The 17,990-nt window shown below is 47.7% G+C and carries 24 protein-coding genes; 12 read left to right on the forward strand and 12 right to left on the reverse strand.

From position 1 onward, the window contains the following. Positions 1-107: 107 nt before the first annotated feature. Positions 108-1,121 (reverse strand): NAD-dependent epimerase/dehydratase family protein, encoded by a 1,014-nt coding sequence (locus OLX08_RS00055; RefSeq protein ID WP_391481672.1) that lies wholly within the window; start codon positions 1,119-1,121, stop codon positions 108-110. A 324-nt stretch (positions 1,122-1,445) separates the two neighbouring features. Here OLX08_RS00055 and OLX08_RS00060 point away from each other — a divergent pair, with 324 nt between their 5' ends. Further along, positions 1,446-1,712 carry a hypothetical protein gene (locus tag OLX08_RS00060; protein WP_391481674.1) on the forward strand — a complete coding sequence of 89 codons (267 nt, stop codon included), beginning with the start codon at positions 1,446-1,448 and terminating at the stop codon, positions 1,710-1,712. 213 nt (positions 1,713-1,925) lie between these two features. Here OLX08_RS00060 and OLX08_RS00065 read toward each other — a convergent pair whose 3' ends face one another. Together OLX08_RS00065 and OLX08_RS00070 are read right to left on the reverse strand one after the other, a co-directional pair. Further along, a complete protein-coding gene (locus OLX08_RS00065) occupies positions 1,926-2,597 on the reverse strand; it encodes an ATP-binding protein (protein WP_391481676.1) in 672 nt (223 codons plus the stop codon). Beyond that, entirely contained in the window at positions 2,597-3,328 is a 732-nt protein-coding gene (locus tag OLX08_RS00070; protein ID WP_391481677.1) for a hypothetical protein, read from the reverse strand. The genes OLX08_RS00065 and OLX08_RS00070 overlap by 1 nt, the downstream gene beginning before the upstream one ends. A gap of 123 nt (positions 3,329-3,451) precedes the next feature. Here OLX08_RS00070 and OLX08_RS00075 point away from each other — a divergent pair, with 123 nt between their 5' ends. The 3 genes from OLX08_RS00075 (at position 3,452) to OLX08_RS00085 (ending at position 4,887) form a co-directional block, all read left to right on the forward strand. Continuing rightward, a complete protein-coding gene (locus OLX08_RS00075) occupies positions 3,452-4,282 on the forward strand; it encodes a hypothetical protein (RefSeq protein ID WP_391481678.1) in 831 nt (276 codons plus the stop codon). Between the two features lie 66 nt (positions 4,283-4,348). Further along, positions 4,349-4,588 (forward strand): type II toxin-antitoxin system ParD family antitoxin, encoded by a 240-nt coding sequence (locus OLX08_RS00080; RefSeq protein ID WP_391481680.1) that lies wholly within the window; start codon positions 4,349-4,351, stop codon positions 4,586-4,588. After that, positions 4,585-4,887, forward strand: a complete 303-nt coding sequence (locus OLX08_RS00085) for a type II toxin-antitoxin system RelE/ParE family toxin (RefSeq protein ID WP_391481681.1) — start codon at positions 4,585-4,587, stop codon at positions 4,885-4,887. Before OLX08_RS00080 ends, OLX08_RS00085 begins: the two co-directional genes overlap by 4 nt. A gap of 610 nt (positions 4,888-5,497) precedes the next feature. On the opposite strand, the gene OLX08_RS00090 is transcribed toward OLX08_RS00085, so the two are convergent. Then, complete coding sequence (locus OLX08_RS00090; protein ID WP_391481683.1) at positions 5,498-5,812, reverse strand: DUF6626 family protein; 315 nt, start codon at positions 5,810-5,812, stop codon at positions 5,498-5,500. 758 nt (positions 5,813-6,570) lie between these two features. Further along, the gene (locus OLX08_RS00095; RefSeq protein ID WP_391481685.1) at positions 6,571-7,290 is read right to left on the reverse strand and encodes a hypothetical protein; all 720 of its coding nucleotides are present in this window, start codon (positions 7,288-7,290) and stop codon (positions 6,571-6,573) included. A gap of 214 nt (positions 7,291-7,504) precedes the next feature. Between OLX08_RS00095 and OLX08_RS00100 the strand changes: the two genes are divergently transcribed. From OLX08_RS00100 to OLX08_RS00110, 3 genes are all read left to right on the forward strand, one after another. After that, positions 7,505-8,071, forward strand: coding sequence for a tyrosine-type recombinase/integrase (locus OLX08_RS00100; RefSeq protein WP_391481686.1), 567 nt, complete (start codon positions 7,505-7,507; stop codon positions 8,069-8,071). A 73-nt stretch (positions 8,072-8,144) separates the two neighbouring features. Further along, positions 8,145-8,387, forward strand: coding sequence for a type II toxin-antitoxin system Phd/YefM family antitoxin (locus tag OLX08_RS00105; RefSeq protein WP_391483261.1), 243 nt, complete (start codon positions 8,145-8,147; stop codon positions 8,385-8,387). Continuing rightward, positions 8,384-8,650, forward strand: a complete 267-nt coding sequence (locus OLX08_RS00110) for a Txe/YoeB family addiction module toxin (protein WP_391481688.1) — start codon at positions 8,384-8,386, stop codon at positions 8,648-8,650. Before OLX08_RS00105 ends, OLX08_RS00110 begins: the two co-directional genes overlap by 4 nt. A gap of 75 nt (positions 8,651-8,725) precedes the next feature. Here OLX08_RS00110 and OLX08_RS00115 read toward each other — a convergent pair whose 3' ends face one another. The 6 genes from OLX08_RS00115 to OLX08_RS00140 form a co-directional block, all read right to left on the reverse strand. Further along, positions 8,726-9,028 (reverse strand): type II toxin-antitoxin system RelE/ParE family toxin, encoded by a 303-nt coding sequence (locus OLX08_RS00115; protein ID WP_391481690.1) that lies wholly within the window; start codon positions 9,026-9,028, stop codon positions 8,726-8,728. Then, positions 9,028-9,267, reverse strand: coding sequence for a type II toxin-antitoxin system ParD family antitoxin (locus OLX08_RS00120; RefSeq protein ID WP_391481691.1), 240 nt, complete (start codon positions 9,265-9,267; stop codon positions 9,028-9,030). Before OLX08_RS00120 ends, OLX08_RS00115 begins: the two co-directional genes overlap by 1 nt. Positions 9,268-9,539: 272 nt before the next feature. Beyond that, a complete protein-coding gene (locus OLX08_RS00125) occupies positions 9,540-9,764 on the reverse strand; it encodes a toxin-antitoxin system HicB family antitoxin (RefSeq protein ID WP_391481693.1) in 225 nt (74 codons plus the stop codon). A 163-nt stretch (positions 9,765-9,927) separates the two neighbouring features. Further along, positions 9,928-10,269, reverse strand: a complete 342-nt coding sequence (locus OLX08_RS00130; RefSeq protein WP_391481694.1) for a helix-turn-helix transcriptional regulator — start codon at positions 10,267-10,269, stop codon at positions 9,928-9,930. A gap of 11 nt (positions 10,270-10,280) precedes the next feature. Further along, positions 10,281-10,532: a type II toxin-antitoxin system RelE family toxin gene (locus tag OLX08_RS00135; RefSeq protein WP_391481696.1), complete on the reverse strand. Its 252-nt coding sequence runs from the start codon at positions 10,530-10,532 to the stop codon at positions 10,281-10,283. Between the two features lie 88 nt (positions 10,533-10,620). After that, positions 10,621-11,775, reverse strand: a complete 1,155-nt coding sequence (locus OLX08_RS00140; RefSeq protein WP_391481697.1) for a tyrosine-type recombinase/integrase — start codon at positions 11,773-11,775, stop codon at positions 10,621-10,623. 265 nt (positions 11,776-12,040) lie between these two features. Here OLX08_RS00140 and OLX08_RS00145 point away from each other — a divergent pair, with 265 nt between their 5' ends. Beyond that, on the forward strand, positions 12,041-13,819 hold the full coding sequence (locus tag OLX08_RS00145; protein ID WP_391481699.1) for a hypothetical protein: 1,779 nt from the start codon (positions 12,041-12,043) through the stop codon (positions 13,817-13,819). After that, entirely contained in the window at positions 13,785-14,276 is a 492-nt protein-coding gene (locus OLX08_RS00150; protein ID WP_391481701.1) for a hypothetical protein, read from the forward strand. The genes OLX08_RS00145 and OLX08_RS00150 overlap by 35 nt, the downstream gene beginning before the upstream one ends. 533 nt (positions 14,277-14,809) lie before the next feature. Here the strand turns inward: OLX08_RS00150 and OLX08_RS00155 are convergent. Then, on the reverse strand, positions 14,810-16,597 hold the full coding sequence (locus tag OLX08_RS00155; protein WP_391481702.1) for a M10 family metallopeptidase C-terminal domain-containing protein: 1,788 nt from the start codon (positions 16,595-16,597) through the stop codon (positions 14,810-14,812). Between the two features lie 659 nt (positions 16,598-17,256). Between OLX08_RS00155 and OLX08_RS00160 the strand changes: the two genes are divergently transcribed. From OLX08_RS00160 to OLX08_RS00170, 3 genes are read left to right on the forward strand one after another with little or no spacing between them, the layout of a single operon-like run. After that, entirely contained in the window at positions 17,257-17,472 is a 216-nt protein-coding gene (locus tag OLX08_RS00160; RefSeq protein ID WP_391481704.1) for a DUF6447 family protein, read from the forward strand. Positions 17,473-17,480: 8 nt separating this feature from the next. Next, positions 17,481-17,699 carry a hypothetical protein gene (locus OLX08_RS00165; protein ID WP_391481705.1) on the forward strand — a complete coding sequence of 73 codons (219 nt, stop codon included), beginning with the start codon at positions 17,481-17,483 and terminating at the stop codon, positions 17,697-17,699. A 21-nt stretch (positions 17,700-17,720) separates the two neighbouring features. Beyond that, the gene (locus OLX08_RS00170) at positions 17,721-17,912 is read left to right on the forward strand and encodes a hypothetical protein (protein ID WP_391481707.1); all 192 of its coding nucleotides are present in this window, start codon (positions 17,721-17,723) and stop codon (positions 17,910-17,912) included. Positions 17,913-17,990 lie beyond the last annotated feature (78 nt).

Genomic DNA, 17,990 nt, shown 5'->3' on the forward strand with positions numbered 1-17,990 from the left:
CCTGTATTATTTGCTTTGCTATAAATAGAGTTCAGTTGGTTAGAGCGATCGACTCATAATCGATAGGTCGGGAGTTCAAGTCTCCCCCGCGCCACCATTTTTACTCATTATGTCTGGTAATAGTCGCGGTACCAGCGCACGAATTCCTCAACGCCCTGTGCAACGCTTGTTTGAGGTTGGTATCCGGTCAGGTCTTTTAGCAATTGCGCGTTTGCCCATGTCGCGGGCACGTCGCCGGCTTGCATGTCCATCATGTTGAGTTTTGCGGTTTTTCCAGTGGCTTTTTCAATGGCCGCTATAAAATCCATCAGTTTGACCGGCTCCGAGTTGCCTACATTCACCGCACGCCATGGCGCAACTGGTGACAGGCTATCATTCGGGGCGATATCTTCGCTACGTTCAGGGACTGCTTCAATAAGTAAGCGGATCGCTTCGACCAGATCGCTCACATAGGTGAAGTCTCGGCTCATTTCGCCGTGGTTGTACACATCAATCGGCTCACCGGCCAAAATGTTGCGTGTGAACTTGTACAACGCCATGTCTGGCCGCCCCCAAGGACCGTAAACGGTGAAAAAGCGGAACATTGTGATGGGCAGGTTAAACAGATGAGCGTAGCTGTGGGCCATCGCTTCGTTTGCCTTTTTAGTGGCCGCATAGAATGACATCTGCGTATCTGCCTTGTCGGTCTCTGAATAAGGCATTTGCGTGTTGGCACCGTAGACGGAACTGGTGGAGGCAAGCAGCATATGTGCGGGCGGAAAGGCGCGGCCCGCTTCCAACAGCTCGTGAGTGCCGATTAGATTGGACTGAACATAACTGCGCGGATTGTCGATTGAATAGCGAACACCTGCTTGAGCCGCGAGATGCACGACCACATCGGGGCGGTACTTTTCAAAAAGGTTATGCAGCACCTGTTCGCCTTCCAGCCTGTCTTCACAGGCTGTGAACCCTTCGCTTTGAAGTAAAATCTGATGTCTGCGCTGCTTCAGGGCAACGTCATAGTAATCAGTCATGGCGTCTAGACCGATCACACGGAACCCGTCGCACAGCAGTCTTTGGCACAGGTGAAACCCGATGAAGCCCGCCGAGCCAGTTACCAAAGCGGTTCTTTGTTCAGTCATCTAAGTGCCTCACTCTTGTCATTATCGCTGAGTATCGTGCTAATTTACATATAGCCATAAAGTCTGTAAGCAGCTTATTGAAAAGTAACTTAACGCTTCTAGCCATTTCATTAGTTAGTTTCCGACCTTTTTTGTGGTAAAATGTTAAAAAGTAGTTTTTTGAGACTTTCATCATATGAGCGTGCTTGTATGCTAATGCGAGATGCTAGGTTTTGGTGGCGCCCCTCATGTTGCTCGAACGATTAGCTAAGACTGAGCTCCCCTTGGAAACTTGGGGGGCTTTTTCACGTGCTGCGCACAGATTTTAACAACAGGAAAACTATCATGCAACATGCACTCTCAGCCTCAGCATTCATCGCACTTGGCATAACAATCGGTACGCTGCTTACGGACAATACCAGCACAGCCAACACTCAGTTCGCCCCACCCAGTGGACAAAGTGGTGATGCGCTTTGGCACTTGCCCAAGTTTGGCGAAAGTGGATGGTTCTTACACGCCAACCGTGGACGGGTACGTGCCTGCAACATGGATAAAGTAAGTGTAGTGGGCGAGCGAACAGCGCCACGTTGTAGTTTGTGGACTGTTGAATAACTCGGCACACAGCCCTCAACTCCCATACACCGCACCCTGTGCCAGTCACAGGGGATGGTTGGTGCCGTGTTGAAGCTCGTTGAGGGGTGGTTTGACGCCAGTGTGCACAAAAAAACGAGCAGCTGAGTAGCTGCCCGTTTGTTGTTGTCGAACCTAGAGTTTCAAAACAGTGGGTTTCAAACCTACATTTTCGAACCTACGCTTTTGGCACCTCTACTTGATAACTCGCAGTTTAGTCGCACTAACCTGCAGCGCCAGCTTGTCACACAGCCGTCCAACAGTGCGCAAACTCAGCAAAGCATCCTCTGAACTCAGCTCCAGCTGTGCCTGCTGTTCGATGCGTGACACAGCAATTTTTATATCGTGCTGTGCTAGAACTTGATGAATGAGTTGTGCTGCTTGTAGTGCAGTGAAACCGCGCACTTCCAAGCAATCACATCTGTCGCGTATGCTGCCATCCAAGTTGCCAATGTAGTTGGTTGTAAGCAGTATCAGTGCGCGATGCTGCCAGTCGTCGATGAATGAACGCAACCACAGCTGATTTTCTTTGGACAGCACATCTACTTCATCCACTATCAACACGGGTGTTTGATGATTGATAACGCCCCATTGCATTGCATTTAGCAGCAAGCTGCTTTTGCGAAGTTCGCCGAACTGACTACCATTAGCGTGTACATAGTGAATGTCTGACTTTGCAGCTCCTCTGTCATGTGCAATCAACTCGACTGCGGTGCTTTTGCCCGTACCGTATGCTCCATAGAGGAGCACACAGCCGTTGAGTGGATTATTTGCGTAGCTTGAAAGTTCTTGTTTGATTGCAGGTTCAGCAAAGTAGCAGTCGTTGAAGTGCACGGGCTTGTTCGCGTAAAAAATGTTCACACTCATTATGCTGCCTCCTCTGTGGCGGTTTGCTGAGTGATTTGCTTGCGAGCTTCAATCTTTGTGACGTTGCTCACAGGTTCAGCTGAGCTGTTTGACTTGGATTGCTCCTCCAGTTCAGCAAACGCTTTTGCCAGTGCTTCTTTCACCAATGTGTTGTTGTTGAGCAGTGCGACGATACGCTTGTCACCGCCTGTGTGTGCTACAACAGCCAAGCTGTACTCGTAGTTTTGTGCAGGTGTGCTCAGCAGCAAGTCTTGTGCGCTTTGTGTAGCAAGCTGTTCGTGTGCGCTTAGTGCACGTTCTGTTTTGATTTGAGCAGCAGTTTTGCCTTTGTTTTGTTTGCGTACTGCTTCGACACCACCTTGTGTTGTGAGCCATTTGACAAAGTTTTCTCGGGTGATTTTTTCCTCGTGTGCTGCTGTGAGCACTTTGGAGTATATGGCACCGCGACTGCGTCCGATTGCGCCTGTGAACACTTCGCCAAACACCACACGCACCACTTTGGTTTCGATGCGTGTGCCTTCATTGAAAGAGTGCTTTGCGTCGCGCAGCAGTTGATTGAGTTGTAGTTTGAAGCTGATGTCTGCGGAACGATAGAACTGAGTGTGTGCGTAGCATTCAGCCAACAGCTCATACAGTTCCGTGCTTGCTGTGCGATATGCGTTTTTTGTCCACTTGTTTGCAGTCTTCTGTGTAGCAACCATATTCTTCATAAGTGTGTTTGCAGTAGTCATAGTGTGTCCTCTCGGGATTAAAGTTTGTTTGTCATCATTGACTATTCCACTATGCCACATAATTTGTACGCCAAATGATGAGCGTTACGATGATAGTATAGCGGCGTAGAAATAGATTTTGATATGAACGAACGAAGCAATTGGTATTTTTCTGGCAAACTCTTTTATGTGTATGCGCCGCCCATCAAAGGAAGACGCAACAAGCACGGCGAGCTAATCAGCAAACGTGTTCAGCCAAATGCGCCGTTTCGAGGGGCAGAGCCTTGGCAGTGCAGTGTGTATTACTTCTGGTGGGAATATTTACGCAGACACATGGGGTACAAACGCTGCTGTGAGCAGAGGGGCAAAGGCAAATACAGCAGCGTGTATGCGGACTTTGGAAATGTGCACGCAACGGATGACTTTTGGGCATGGTGGAGGGGGCACAATCATCTTTTTGCGGAACCACCAGCGAGGCAGTTGCGTGAACTTGATGAGCTTGATGTTCGCACTGCTCAACCTGATACTCTGCACATCCAAGTGCCGCTGGAAGTGCGTATGCCCTATTTAGTGGATGCGTTTCGCAAGCTGCTGCAGGCGAATTCCGAAGCAGTAAGGCGTGCAAAGAGTGTGAGCAGAGCGGCATACCCAGTGTGTGCAAAGCCCAATTTGGGCAGCTTGTATCAAACACTGGTGTTTTGGGACACGTATGTAGAACAACCCAAACTCAAGCTGCACGAACTTTTCGATGTGTGTGCTGATAGACTGGCAGCTGCTGGTAACGGCATATGGGTAGATGAAACGGTTGAAGGAGAAACTGTTGCAGAACTCAAGCGTTTGGATTTGCCATATGCCGATGTTGAACGAGTGATTAAACGCCGTAAAACCAACACCGCCAAGCGTCATATTACTATTGCTGAGCAGTATATTGAGAATGCAGCACTGGGTAAATTTCCCAAAAAGACACGTAGGTGATGCCTTTTCTCGTGTTGCTTTGTAGCGTATATCTTTATACGATTAACTAGTATTGGGAGCATATACATGAGCAAAACAACATCATTTATTCTTGGTAATCACTTTGAAGAGTTCATTGCCAGCCAAGTGCAGGGTGGGCGTTATGCCTCTGCAAGTGAAGTGATACGTGATGGATTGCGTTTGGTTGAAGAGCGCACAGAAGCTCTCGCTGCACTTAAAGCACAACTTGATGCTGGTGTTGAAAGTGGCATTGCAGATGATTTTAGCTGGGATGCAGTGCGACGCAGAGGCAGTGCTGACACGTGAGCAAGCGCCTTTCTGTTAGTCGAGCCGCTCAATCAGACATCGAAGACATCTACGATTACACCCTGGCGACATGGGGACGCTCGCAGGCGGATGACTATGTTACGCAGCTTGAACGCAGTTTGACAGCTGCAGCTGCGGGCGAGAAGGTTCTCCTACCTTTCGCGGAATGGCGGAAAAATTCTGGCTATATGTTCGTGGGAAAGCATACGGTGTTTGTGCTGCAAGAGGCGGAACAGCTGTTAGTTGTGCGTGTGCTTCATCAAAGCAGCGATTACGTCCGCCACTTGTCCAGCAGCTGAAAACGAGTGCAGGTTCAGCACTTCAGTTTCAAAACAGTGGGTTTGAAACCTACACTCTCAACACTGCGATGCTGAACCCACTTAATAGTATTTGCGCTATGTCTGCCTCGTGTTGCGTCAATTGTTCTATGCAGCACTAGAGCAGCACCGAACTTCACAGAAACAGCCAAGAACTTGGCAGTGTTGAACAACACTGTGTGTGCATCAACTCTTAGGCGCTTGTGGTTTTACGGCTCGGAGGCGGTTGAGCCGAGTGTTTAAGCTGGGTTCCGGCTTGGGTTTAGGTTTGGGTTTGGCTGTTGTGGATTTGGCAGGCTTGGGTATTGGCAGGGGCGGTGGTTTGCGTGGCTGTGTATCGCTGTTGTTGGTGCCTGGCTCTGCACTGATTGACTTGAGCTGTGAGATTGACGCCTGCAACATCAACTCGAGTATTCGCTGCTGTACCCGTGCGTCCTCATCTGCACTCAGCGCACGAATTGTATTCAGTGAATGTTGTACGTCTTGGACAGCACTCATTGCTGAGTAGGGGGTGTAAAATCACCACCCCGCTTTGATAAGTACTCCACCATAAGAAACTGCGCAGTTTGATATTTTGAGTGCAGAACCCCTTTCACGCCACAGCTGCCCACTTGCGCCGTGCTGTGGTTTGGATGCTTGTCCAACACGCCTCAGCCAATCGTTCAAATTCCACACCTAAATCCTTCAGGCGTTGGGCTTCTTTACTGTGCATCTGCTCTGCATAGTATTTGAGTTTGTTGCTCACAGTTGCCAGTGCGTCTGCACTTGGCTCTATTTTGCTGAACCTTAATGTGCGCATATAACATTCGCTTTTGCCCAACCAACGTTCACAAAACTCGCGTTCACTCGCAATCGCATCTGCTGCTCTCAATACATCACGCACTTCGTGCAATAGTTGTCTGCTCATAGTTACTCCTTGTTGATGTAAGTATTTATCAACTCGAAGTGGAACAGCTTGGATTGTGTTTGGATGCATCAACATATCTGCTTGCGCATCTATGTGCTGTTTGAGCTGTTCACGCTCGCTCAGCTTCGCATCACAGCTCTGCACTGCGTATCTTTTCGTTCGAATAATCACTTCAGCTCAAACACATCGAATGAATATATATGATGAATGATTAAGTATTATGAGGCATTGCAAGGAGTAGTCAGATCAACGCCTAGTAAGGCGTCAATCCGAACCAAGTGCATTGCACATCGTTTGCAGGCTGTATCACCAAACCATATTTGGAAGAGCAGGTTTTGCTATCATCTCTATTACTGGCGCATCACGCACACACAGGAGCCATACAGCGAGCTTTTCCCGTGTGCTAACGGTTCTCGTTTCCGAGGTTGTCATCCGTTTCACTTTTAGAAGGCGTTCCTTCTCAACCATTACGACTTGCGCAAACGTTAACGTCACTTCCGATTTTTCAGGATAAAAGGATGTCTCTCCAGTGGGACTTCGTTTTAGGCATCCCACCGACGAGGATGGGGTAGTGCGAAGAAGCAGATTACGAGCACTCTGTTTGCTCACCGTCTCACATCAGAACGGGTTTGCAGCACTATAACAATCGGCGTGCCAGCCTTGATCTCGTTTGGTTTGCCTGTGCTCGCCTGTACTGTTTTGCCTTACTAGTTTATTTATCACTTTGATAAAACTTCACTGCAGAAATGGCTCGTAGCTTACCACGTGTCTATTTCGTCAATACGTTCCTGGATGGCTTCGGAGTCAGTCCACGTTTCGCCGTTGCGCTCAAACCAACAGATTTCGTTTGAACCGCCTTCATCTTCGCCACCGAAGAATTCGAAAAATTTACCCTTGTATTTTATTCCGAATGCCTGCTTTTCAAGCCTCGTATAGGCATAAAGCTTTTGTGTAATTGAGCCAGTGTCGCCTGAGTCAACATCAAGTAGAACCAACCTCAAGTCCGATAGTTTGAAATTGTCATCAACTTCAATGCTAATGTTGTTAGGCGATTTATAACATTCTACTGTTTCAAGAGAACAATACTTGTACTCGCTCGCATCGGCAAAAAAATGGTTGTCGGCATCCAAGCAGTCGCTCTGCCTTGCAACTAAACATTCCTCATATTTTTCATCGTCACCATAATCTGCTTGGAATTGTTCTTTGATTTGTTCAATAGGAGCATTTTCATAATCAATTAGGTATACGCCGCCGTGAAATAACTCTTCGTCATCAACGCTCACCTCGAGCCAAAGGCTTCCATCTTCACAAAAGCCTCTGCCTAGAAAGACACTTTTCTTTTCATGCGAACCGCTAAAATCAATGAAATCATATTCGCCCTCGTCCATTTCATTGAGCTTCGTGAGGATATCGTCGTTATAAAATGTGACGTATGCTAATAGCGAATTACCAGTGATGTTGATTTGAACATTTTTCATTTGAGCGCTCCTGAGCAAATTGTCGACGGCATTTGTGATATGTAGATTATGTGAAAACTTCTGCCATCAATAATCTCAGAGAATATACAAACTCTTATATTATAGCGTAACCAACTGCTTTTATTGAATAATCATCCACCACCTAAATCGGTTGTCCACCTAAAATATCAGACTTTAGTGTGTGCGTATGAAACTATTAGATTTGAGGTGATGAATGGCACAAGCGCAAACACTGAATGACGCTCAACTGCGACGCTGCTTGAAGTGGTGTCAAACACGCAGACACAGCACACGTGACACAACTATCTTCTATGTCAGCTACTACGCAGGACTCCGTGCCAAAGAAATTGCAGCACTCATTGTTGGCGATGTGTATGATGAAGGGGGTGCTGTGCGTGAACAGTTTGTACTAGACGCTGTTCAAACCAAAGGTGCAAAGACACGCACTGTATGGATAAACGCTAAACTGCGTCGTCAACTGGAGCAGTATCGCAGCAGCCTGTTGTTCAAAGATCCAAGCAGAGCACTGTTCGCCAGTCAAAAGGGTGGGGCGTTCAGCGCAAATACAATGACGCAGCTGTTCCTCAACATCTATCGTGCTGCAGGATTTGAGAACGCCAGCTCACACAGCGGCAGACGCACCTTCATTACAGAACTGGCAAGCAAGGGTGTAAGTGTGCGTGTGTTGGCAGAACTGGCAGGGCACAGCAGCATTCAAACCACGCAACGTTACATAGATGTAAACCCACAGCAGATGAGTGCCGCAGTGGAATTATTGTAAACCTTCAGCCTTGACTTGTACGGTTTATTGTACAATTAATGCCGCCTGGAGTAAGGAGATTGTTATGGATGTCATGACGTACACAGATGCAAGAGCGCAGTTAAAAGGCGTTATGGATCGAGCAATAGTGGACGGACAAGAAGTCGTGGTGACGCGGAAGAAGGGCGAGGCAGTTGTTGTCGTGTCGTTGGATGCGTGGAACGAGATTAATGAAACGCTCCATCTTTTGTCTACTCCACTCAATGCGGCTCGGTTGCGTAGTTCTATTGCGGAACTTGATGCTAATGGTGGGCAAGAGCGTGAGCTGACAGAGTGAAGCTGGTATTCTCTTCAACGGCATGGGAAGATTATCAGTTTTGGTCAAACAATAACCCAAAAATCCATACTCGAATAAACGAATTAATCAAGCAATGCACACGCACACCATTTACCGGTGTTGGAAAACCAGAACCTTTGCGAGGCGACTTGAGTGGGTGGTGGTCCCGGCGTATTTCGCGTGAGGACAGAATGGTTTACCGGGTTGTTGGTAGCGATGAAGCACAGTCTCTGGAAATAGCACAGCTGCGTTTTCATTACTGAATGTTCATCGATGAACATGCGAACACTCATTCATAAGCCTTGTCTATTAAGCTGGCTGCCAGCTGTAGAGTTGCTTTAATTGTCCAACTTAAGGTGATGAGGAATATCCATAGCTTCGTGCAATATGCGAACGATTAGAACCTTGTCGCCCCTGCGTTCAAATACAAAGATGTGTTTTCGGCAATGCGATTGATGAACGTCAGAGGAGGAGCCGAGTACTGTTTTGCTGTGTGCTCTAAACTCTCCAATTGCGATTGTGTGTTGCTTTAGCTGTTCAGAGTACTGCCTTGCTTGAGCTATGCCCCAGGTTCTCGTTGTATAAGTAAAGATTTCACGCAAGTCTTTGCGAGCTGCATTTGTAAACTGAACAGCGGACATTAAGCTTCTGCAGCCGTTTTCTCAAAAAGTTCGTCCCAATCAAAAGCATCGCTTATGCCGCTGGCATAGCCCTCTTCGATAGCATCGTTCAGACGTTTCATAGCGGTTTGTTGCTCTTCGAAGATGCGCAATGCATCCCTTACCACTTCGCTAGCAGACGCATACCGTCCGCTACCTACCTGTTGATTGATAAGCCGTTCAAAATGTTCGCCAAGCACAAAAGACGTAGTTTTTCCCATGATAAACTCCTATTTGCTATTTAATAGTAGTTCTAGTGTTGTTGTTTATCAAGTTTTCATCAATGAACACGCCACTTTCACTCAAACGGTTTGTCTATAAGCTGTTGCAGGCGATGATCGGCAAGATGTGCATAATGCTCAGTGGTTGCGGAACGTGAGTGTGAGTGTGTTGGCGGAACTGGCAGGGCACAGCAGCATTCAAACTACACAACGCTATATTGATGTTAATCCGCAGCAGATGAGCGCCGCTGTGGAGTTGCTTTAATGCAGTCCTAGTGTTTAGCGTCCAGCCCCTGTAATTTGTCCAAGAGCTCGATCCCTCGTTTTGCTGAGCCACTTGCTGCCAGTCGTCTGTAACGTAATTCAATATCGTTTTCTGTTAGCGCCTGCGCCGTAAGTGTCTCAAACAATTTGTTAAGGCTCACGCCACGTGCTTGTGCCATTGCTTTCAGCCTTTTATGCTGATCGTCTGGTAAACGAAGTGTTACAACACTCATAGTGTCCTCCACATTTTTAAAAACTCAGCTGCGTTGACGATTTCCAAGTTAGGGAAGAGAAGGCTCATTTTCTGAAAGTCCCGCTCATTCTGCGTGATTATATAGCTAGCGTTTCCTGCTATCCACGGCAGATGAGTGCTGCTGTGGAGTTGCTTTAATCGCGTTAAACCAAGTCATCGATCGTTATATTTAGCGCAGTAGCCAAACGTCCCAACGTAGCAACAGAACCCTGTTTTCTGCCAATTTCAATTTCACCAATGGTAGTTCGGTTCACATCAGCCAGTTCTGCTAACTGAGCTTGGGTGTGTCCTTGTATTTCGCGGTACACTTTGAGCGGGTTATCGCCATTGAGAAGCCGGTTCACAAATTCGGCAGGGATAAGTTCCTCGTCCCCGTTAGCCAGCATTGAGTTTACCGTATCATATGCTTTGAGATCCTCTAAGTCCTCTGCTGCAGTGCACAGAGCTTCATATTCGGCTTTTGAGATTGTAACCATGTCATTCATAACTCTCTCCTTCATTCATATATGCTGCTGCGATGGCCAATGTCTAAAACCGCTAAAACATTACCGTCATCATCCATAATCACTCGCCAGCTTCCAACTCTCAGCCTGAACCCTTGCCGCCCTTTCAATGCCTTGACGTTGTTATTCTGTGCTTCTGGCTCATTCGCATAAGCTTCTATCTTTGAAATAATCAAATTCGCGGTGTTAGCCGGCATCTTTCGCAACGAGCGGATAGCGGATTTTGTATACTTCAGCTCTCTCATTCAGTAGCTTTTAGCTACTTTTGAGGTTCAGTCAAGCTGTTGGTAGCTGAAAGCTACGATAATATGTTCATCAATGAACAGGCCACTTTCACTCAAACGCTTTGTCTATCAGCCCAGCTGCCTGTTGCAGGCGATGATTAGCAAGATGTGCATAACGCTCAGTGGTTGCGGAACGTGAGTGTCCCAGCAGCTTCTGCACTTCGTAGAGTGTAGCGCCATTGTTCACCAATGTGCTGGCAAAGCTGTGGCGCAAGTCGTGTATGCGCACATCATCTAATCCAAGTTCTGTGCGGATGCGGCTCCATTTGCTGAACACACAGCGATAGGGTTTATGCGTTCGTGGGTTGATGAACACCCATTGAGGTTTGTGGCTGTACCGCTGTGCTTGTAGTTCACGTGCATACTCGATGATTTGTTGGGCGCTGCGGTTCAACATCACGTAGCGTGGTTTACCGTTCTTTGTGACAGGCACATACCAGCTGCCATTCGCCAAATTGATGTGCTGCCACTCAGCTGCAAACACTTCATGCCTGCGTGCGCCTGTGTACATCAGTAGCCCTAGTAATAGACACACTGCATCTCTGCGATGTGCGTCTATATAGTCCCGTAGCCGCGTTGATTCAGCTGCATCCAAATAGCGTTCTTTACGGTTTACAGTTCTCAGCTGCGTGAATGATTTGCGAATGCTAGCATGTGTATCGGCACCGCATAGCTCTTCTGCTCTATTGAGGGCGCTGCGCAGATGTTGAACGCACTTATTGATGAAGCCGTTATTGTAGCCACGTGCTGAAAGATCGTTAACGAAGGCAAATATGTATGGAGTGGATAAATCGCTGAGTATAATTTTACCGAACCGCTTCTTTAAGTGGTTCTTGTACATACTCTGATGCGATGAATAAGTGCGTTTGTAGACTTTACACCAAGGCAAGAAGTGCTGCTCGTAGTAAATGTCAAACCGCATATCCACGTTTGTATTGAGCACACCTTCGTGGACTTGGATAATAAATTGACGCTTGTGCTCGGCGCATAGTTTCCGAGCATCTGCTACGCTCAATACAGGAAACTTGCCTAATGTGATACGTTTAGAACGCTTCTGATACGCTGTGCGTAGATAGAAGGTTGCGCTGCTTCGGCGCACCTCCACGCTCAAACCCTGTACCTTTTTGTCGGTGAGGCTTATTCGGCTATCGTTGCATTTTTTGATATAATTGCGTATGATGTTGTCAGTGAGGTTGATCTGCACTTTGAGGTTCCTTTTACTCAAAATACAGTCTGACAACAGTTGTCGTCTATCTAGTTAAGTTGATGAAAATAAACAGTTTATTCGGCTGAGTCGGTATTTGAAGTTGTTGTCATGATGTAGTCTGGGTGTAAATTTTCCCTTTAAGTATTTGTGAGTAAAAGATAATTTTTTGCCGATGTAGGCAGCTAGTGCAACCAGCAAGCTGGCGAAGGCTTGGGAATCCAAAAACGCCAAGAACGCTGCCAAAGCGTCTGGTTTCACATTGATGGCACTGTCGCTGTCAGCTTGTGGTGGATCAAGCGATACGGCAACTACAACTGAAGCAGCTGATACAACACCAGTCAGCTCGAACTTCACTTCCGACATCGACAATCTAGTCGGCGGCGCTGGTGCAGACACTTTTATCGGTGATGCAAACACTACATCTGAAGCTGACCAAGTCGCTGGTGGTGACGGTGCGGATACTTTGAAGCTATACGGCGGCGCTGCGCTACCGACTATCTCAGGTGTCGAAAGCCTATACATTAAAGATCAAGCTGGCGATCTTGATGTGTCTGAAGTAACTGGTTTGACTTCAGTTGAGTTAGATGAATTTAGCTTGGCTGCTGCACGTGACGTTAACCTTACCACAGGTGCAAGCCTGACGTTGACTGATACAACAGGTACTGCAAACACAATCACGTTGTCTAATAACACAGCGACAGCTCAGACGATTAATGTATCTGGTTCAGGCGACGCAACAAACGCTATTGATTTTGACCTAGATGGCGATGCGGTTGCCACATTGAACTTGGTGTCAGGCGCTAAAGCGTCATTTGTAGACGTTGATAACACAGGTGCTTCACTTGCAACTGTTAACGTTTCAGGTGCTGGTGACCTCACAATCGAGGATGTTGAAGTAGCGACAGCTATCAACATCACACCTACTGGTAAGACTGTTGTTGATACAGCTGTTGCTAAAGTGGTTGTAACTGGTGGTGCTGGTGAAAAGACAGTAACATTGGATCACGCTACGGGTACTGCTCGTGAGTTCTCAGTGTCTACAGGCGCTGGCGACGATAAGATCGACTTGGGCGCAATGGTTGCTGCTGCAGATCTGACAGACGACAAGATCACTATTTCTGGTGGTGAGGGTACAGATACTCTCGCAATGAAATCAGCTATGGGTCACGTATTCTCAGACCTGAGTGCTGCAGCTTTCGCCAAAAAAGGTATCGCTAACGACTTCGAAGTTCTGGAAATCACTGACCAGGCTGGTGCGGCTGATCCTGTTGGCATTGCACGTATCGGTAACAACATCACAACTGTGGACTATGCCGCTGGTCTGGGTAATGCTGGTCAGACACTTACGGGTCTTGCGTCTGGTGGAACGGTTGTATTGGGTGCAGCTGCTGCTGGCGGGTCAAACAAACTAGCAGTAACAGTTCTTGATGCCGATGCGGCTGGGGCGATTTCTGACGTCTTGAATGTGACACTAGATTCAGTTCATGCTGGTGGGACAAAAGTCCTTGGAATTTTGCAAGCTGCAGCTGTTGAGACCGTCAATATCAACTCAACATCTACCAAAGCCACAGACTTGGTAGCAGCCGACAAAAACGACCTAAATTTGATCGTTGCAGATGCTACTACCGTAAACATCACCGGTAACGTGTATCTTGATTTGGGCAACGATGCGCTCGACGGTGGTGTGCAGGTGGTAGACGCTTCCGCTAACACAGCCGGCGTAGATATTGCAATTGACTCTAACACAGCCGTTGCAATCACTGGTACAGCAAAAGCTGATACTCTTACAGGTGGTGCAGGTGCTGATGCTATCACCGCAGGTGCCGGTGACGACGTTATCGTTGGTGCAGCTGGAGCTGACATCATTGATGGTGGTGCTGGCGTTGATACCATTACCGGCGGAGTTGGCGCTGACACAATCACTACTGGTGCAGGCGCAGATAACGTAGTCATCTCTAGCGGTCTGACAATGGATACCGTGAAAGACTTTACAGTTGGTACAGGTGGTGATCGAGCTCGATCTCGATATCAGTGCCCTTGAGGGTGCAGCTGCTAACATTGCAGCTACGACAATGAACTTCGTAACATTTAAAGCTGGTGCTGCCGGTGATGATGTTACAACAACTAGCACAAATAAAATTGTGACTATTTCAACCGACTCGACAACTGCGTCAGATATTGAAGGAGCCGACATTATCGTGCTTGGCGGTAATACTTATGCCAACAATGCAGCGGCACTTGATGCTATGGAGGCGAATGGTGATCGTACAATTACGCACACAAATAACTTCTCTGCAGATGACTCTTTCTTCTTCGTATACAGCAACTCCACTACTGGTGATGTGACGCTAGCTGCGGCAAACGTATCATCTGCTGACAACCATGCCAGCGGTACCGCTACGTTCTCTGCAGGCTTGCTTGAAGGTATAGATCTGGCTGGATTGGATGGGGTCACAGACCTCTCATCCTTGGTGTTGGCCAACATCGATATCGTTTGATACAACTGACGCTCTCAAGAGCCGCTCATTTCTTGAGGGACGTTAGCTAAGACTGAGCCCCCCTTGGAAACTTGGGGGGCTTTTCACGTTCAACGCACAGCCATCAACAACAGGGCAACTTCAATGAAACACGCACTCTCAGCCGCAGTACTGCTCGGACTTGGCATCACAATCGGTACGCTGCTGACTGACAATACCAGCACAGCCAACGCTTAGTTTGCTCCGCCCAGTAGTCCGAGTGGTGATGCGCTATGGCACCTGCCTAAGTTCGGTGAAAGTGGATGGTTTCTGCACGCCAACAACGGACGGGTACGTGCTTGCAACATGGACAAAGTGAGTGTGGTGGGCGAGTGAACAGCGCCACGTTGTAGTTTGTGGGCTGCGGAGTAGGGCGGCTAAGCTGAAAACAGTGCGGCGATATTAAGACCGTGCGGCACCAAAACAGGTAAGGGCGCCAAAATGACGCCCTTAAACAGAATATTTACATGGTTTAATGAAAACCTGATAGCAACTAAGGCGTGTCTAATGCACTCTTAAGCAACAAGTTCGTAGACCAGTTCAAGAGACGAGCCATCGGACAGGCTATACGTCGCGCCGGTCGATGTTTCTTCGTAGCTGTACCCAAGCAAGCCGTAGGCCAAGACGACTTCGTCGCCTTCGGTTTCGTTAAAGTCCGTGACCCGGTCGTCGCCCATGCCGAGATAAAGTAGAAAGTCGTCGGCGCCGTCCCCGCCCACCAAGGTATCATTACCAGATGATCCGGAGATCACGTTATCAAGTCCGTTTCCTGTAACCGAAAGCCCACCTTGTGTGCCGTATCCAATCACATTTTCAACATTGGAGGGCAGGGTGTAACTCGTTTGGGTATAGACCGTGTCTGTGCCCTCGCTCACCAGCTCAATGACAACGTCGCTTGCGTTCAGAAGGTAGTAAGTATCGTCGCCCGTACCGCCGTACATGGTGTCGACACCGCCACGACTGGTTGCGGATGAATTGAATACGTCATTTCCTGCTCGGCCATACAGTGTGTCATTGCCGTTATTGCCGAAAATTTCATTGTTCAGCTCATTGCCCGTAATGGTGTCATTCGCCTGTGAACCTGAAACATTTTCGATGTATGTGTTAAAAGCAATTCCGAAGTTTTCACTTGGGTTCCAAGACGCGTACCTGATCGTCGAATAGCTTCCGTCGTTTAGGTCAATGATGCACGCCTGCGAAAAATTGGAGAAATCCAAAAGGTCTTCTCCACCTGCATCCCAAATTGTCAGCGAAGTTGGCGTGGCGGGATCAAACTGATATTTTGTGTTACCCGCATTGTGTGTGCTGTTTGCGCCATACAAATGTTGAAGCGCCTGAATATCATATACCATGAGGCTTTCTGAAATGGTGAAATAGCGATCTGCACCAGAGCCAAAGTACGCCCAAGTAGGTTGTTCGTAACTCATCAAAGTGTAGTTGGTTCGATCAAGCGTGCTATCCAATGTCACCGCTCCGCCTTCATGCGGGTGTGACAGCCCCATTGAGTGCCCTATTTCGTGGAGGACGACATGATAGAACCAGGTTCCACTGGAAATATCTTCGTCTTTGAAGCTCGAGTTAAACCAAACATCTCCGTTTGATGCCCAGTAGTCGCCAGGTGTTTGAGCGAAGGCTACTGTATCGCCAGCTAATGCGCTCTGTGACATGCCAAAGCGGATCGTCCCGACTTCGTTGTTTTGCTCCGTCACTTCAACGAATTGAACATCGAGCACTTTTTCAAATTCATTGAGCGCGCTACGGACGGCTTCTTTCTGCGTGTCGCTGAATGTGTGAAATCCGTTTTCATAGACTTCACGGGTCAGGGGGTCCGCCTCATATGCGGTTTGATCGAGGAGTTTCAGATCGGTATCGAAGAAACTAAATGATATCGTGTCTTGGGCGCTCTGGTTTTTCCAATACTCAGTCTTTGTCGGAGTGGTGTCGTTTGCAATCAAAAGGCCATCGATGGAATTTTTGTTTGCCAGATCAGTGAGTGCCGTTTTTCCCTTAAATGCGGTCAAATAGCTTTCTGCTCGGGACTGATCGGTTGACGGCGCAGATAATGAGACGGGGTTTGCATATGTTTGGCTAAATACCGTCGATACTGGCGTCGTGAAAGAAGTCAGGCTTTGTGAGTTGGAACCAAACGACTGATTTTGTGACGGGTTGGTGCTTGCTCCGTCTGAACCGCCACCGCACCCTGCGAGAAGTAGCCCCATGGGAAGTGTCGAAGTGACCGGCTTGATGCCGCTATTAAGTTTTGGTTTAGCAGCATTTCGTTTGAGGCCTGTTGACACGGTCATATCTCCGCAAGTTTTGTGTTTATCAGTGTCGTGAGCCACGGTCTTTTATTTGGTGGTGCTCAATCTCTTGCGATATAATGTGCCAAAGTGATACTAGCTGTCTACTGAAATTAGTTAATTTTAGTATTTTGTTAATTGTGTTTGCGGCGATGATGGCGGCGATGAGTGGTCCAGGACTAAGTTTCTTTTTTTGTTTTTTTAATATTAAGCTTCAGCTCCGCAGATTTGTTTAAGGTGTATGTAATATATCATATTTTTTCTGATTTTGCGATGCGTGTAAAACTTAGGTGCCCGAAGTTGAGTGTTTCGGAGGGGGGCGTAGGGTGAACTTTTAGTTTCCAGGTCGCGCCCCCAAATGTATCGATTTCAATGGTCGTCATGAGGCGTACTGTACCAATAGACGATTTGACGTCTCGGAAGTCCTAGAGCTTAAAAAGAGTCATAATGATACTTATGTGGTGTGTTTGGAGTGCTTGAAATTAGGGCCGTTTCCACTGAGAATGAAAGGGTTGGATGTAATTGCGATTAAGGGTTTCCGACCCCAGATCGATTGCACAGGGCTATGGTTTTTCGTTGTCGGTAGTAGTGCCTAAGAATTCACCATTGAACATTAGTTTCAAAATAGTACTGTGACCGCGAAATTAGATAAGAGGCGAGTCATGGCTAAGCAGGCTAAAACAAAAGAAAAAGCACCTACTATCACCATCGATGGTACTGAATATGATGTGTCTAACATGAGCGATGCTGCCAAAGAGACACTGGCCAGCATTCAATTTGTAGAGGCTCAGGTTCAGCAGCTGAACAACGAGTGGGCCATCGCTGACACGGCTCGCATGGCATATCTTGGCGCGTTAAAGCGCGAGATGGCAGAGTAGGGCAGGCAATGTCGCAAAAGGTCACTCTTGATGGTGTCGAATATGACCTCGATGCCATGTCGGACGCCGCGCGCAGCCAGTTGGCCAGCTTGCAATATGTGACCGAGCAGATGCAGGAGGCGATCAACATGCAGGCGCTCTTGACCAAGGCCAAAAACGCATATGTCGCAGAGCTTAAAGCCGAGATGGTCCAAAGCCGCGCCGGCTTTCTCTTCGACGACGATTAATCACACCAAAGGACGAAACACATGCCCAAAATCACCGTAGATGGCATCGAATACAACACTGAAGACCTCAGCGATAACGGCAAAGCACAGCTTGCCTCATTGCAGTTTTTGGAAGTGCAGATGACAAAACTGAAGAACGAAATTGCCGTGTATAACACAGCAAAGAACGGTTACATTGCTGCGTTGAAAGCTGAGCTTTCAAAAGAAGGCTAAGTCTTCGTAGACTGGTAAGCTCAAAAGGCCCCACCGGTTTGGTGGGGCCTTTTTGTTTGAGGCGCCGCTGCTTTCACC

Source organism: Nereida ignava (assembly GCF_047114695.1).
Lineage (GTDB): Bacteria > Pseudomonadota > Alphaproteobacteria > Rhodobacterales > Rhodobacteraceae > Nereida > Nereida ignava.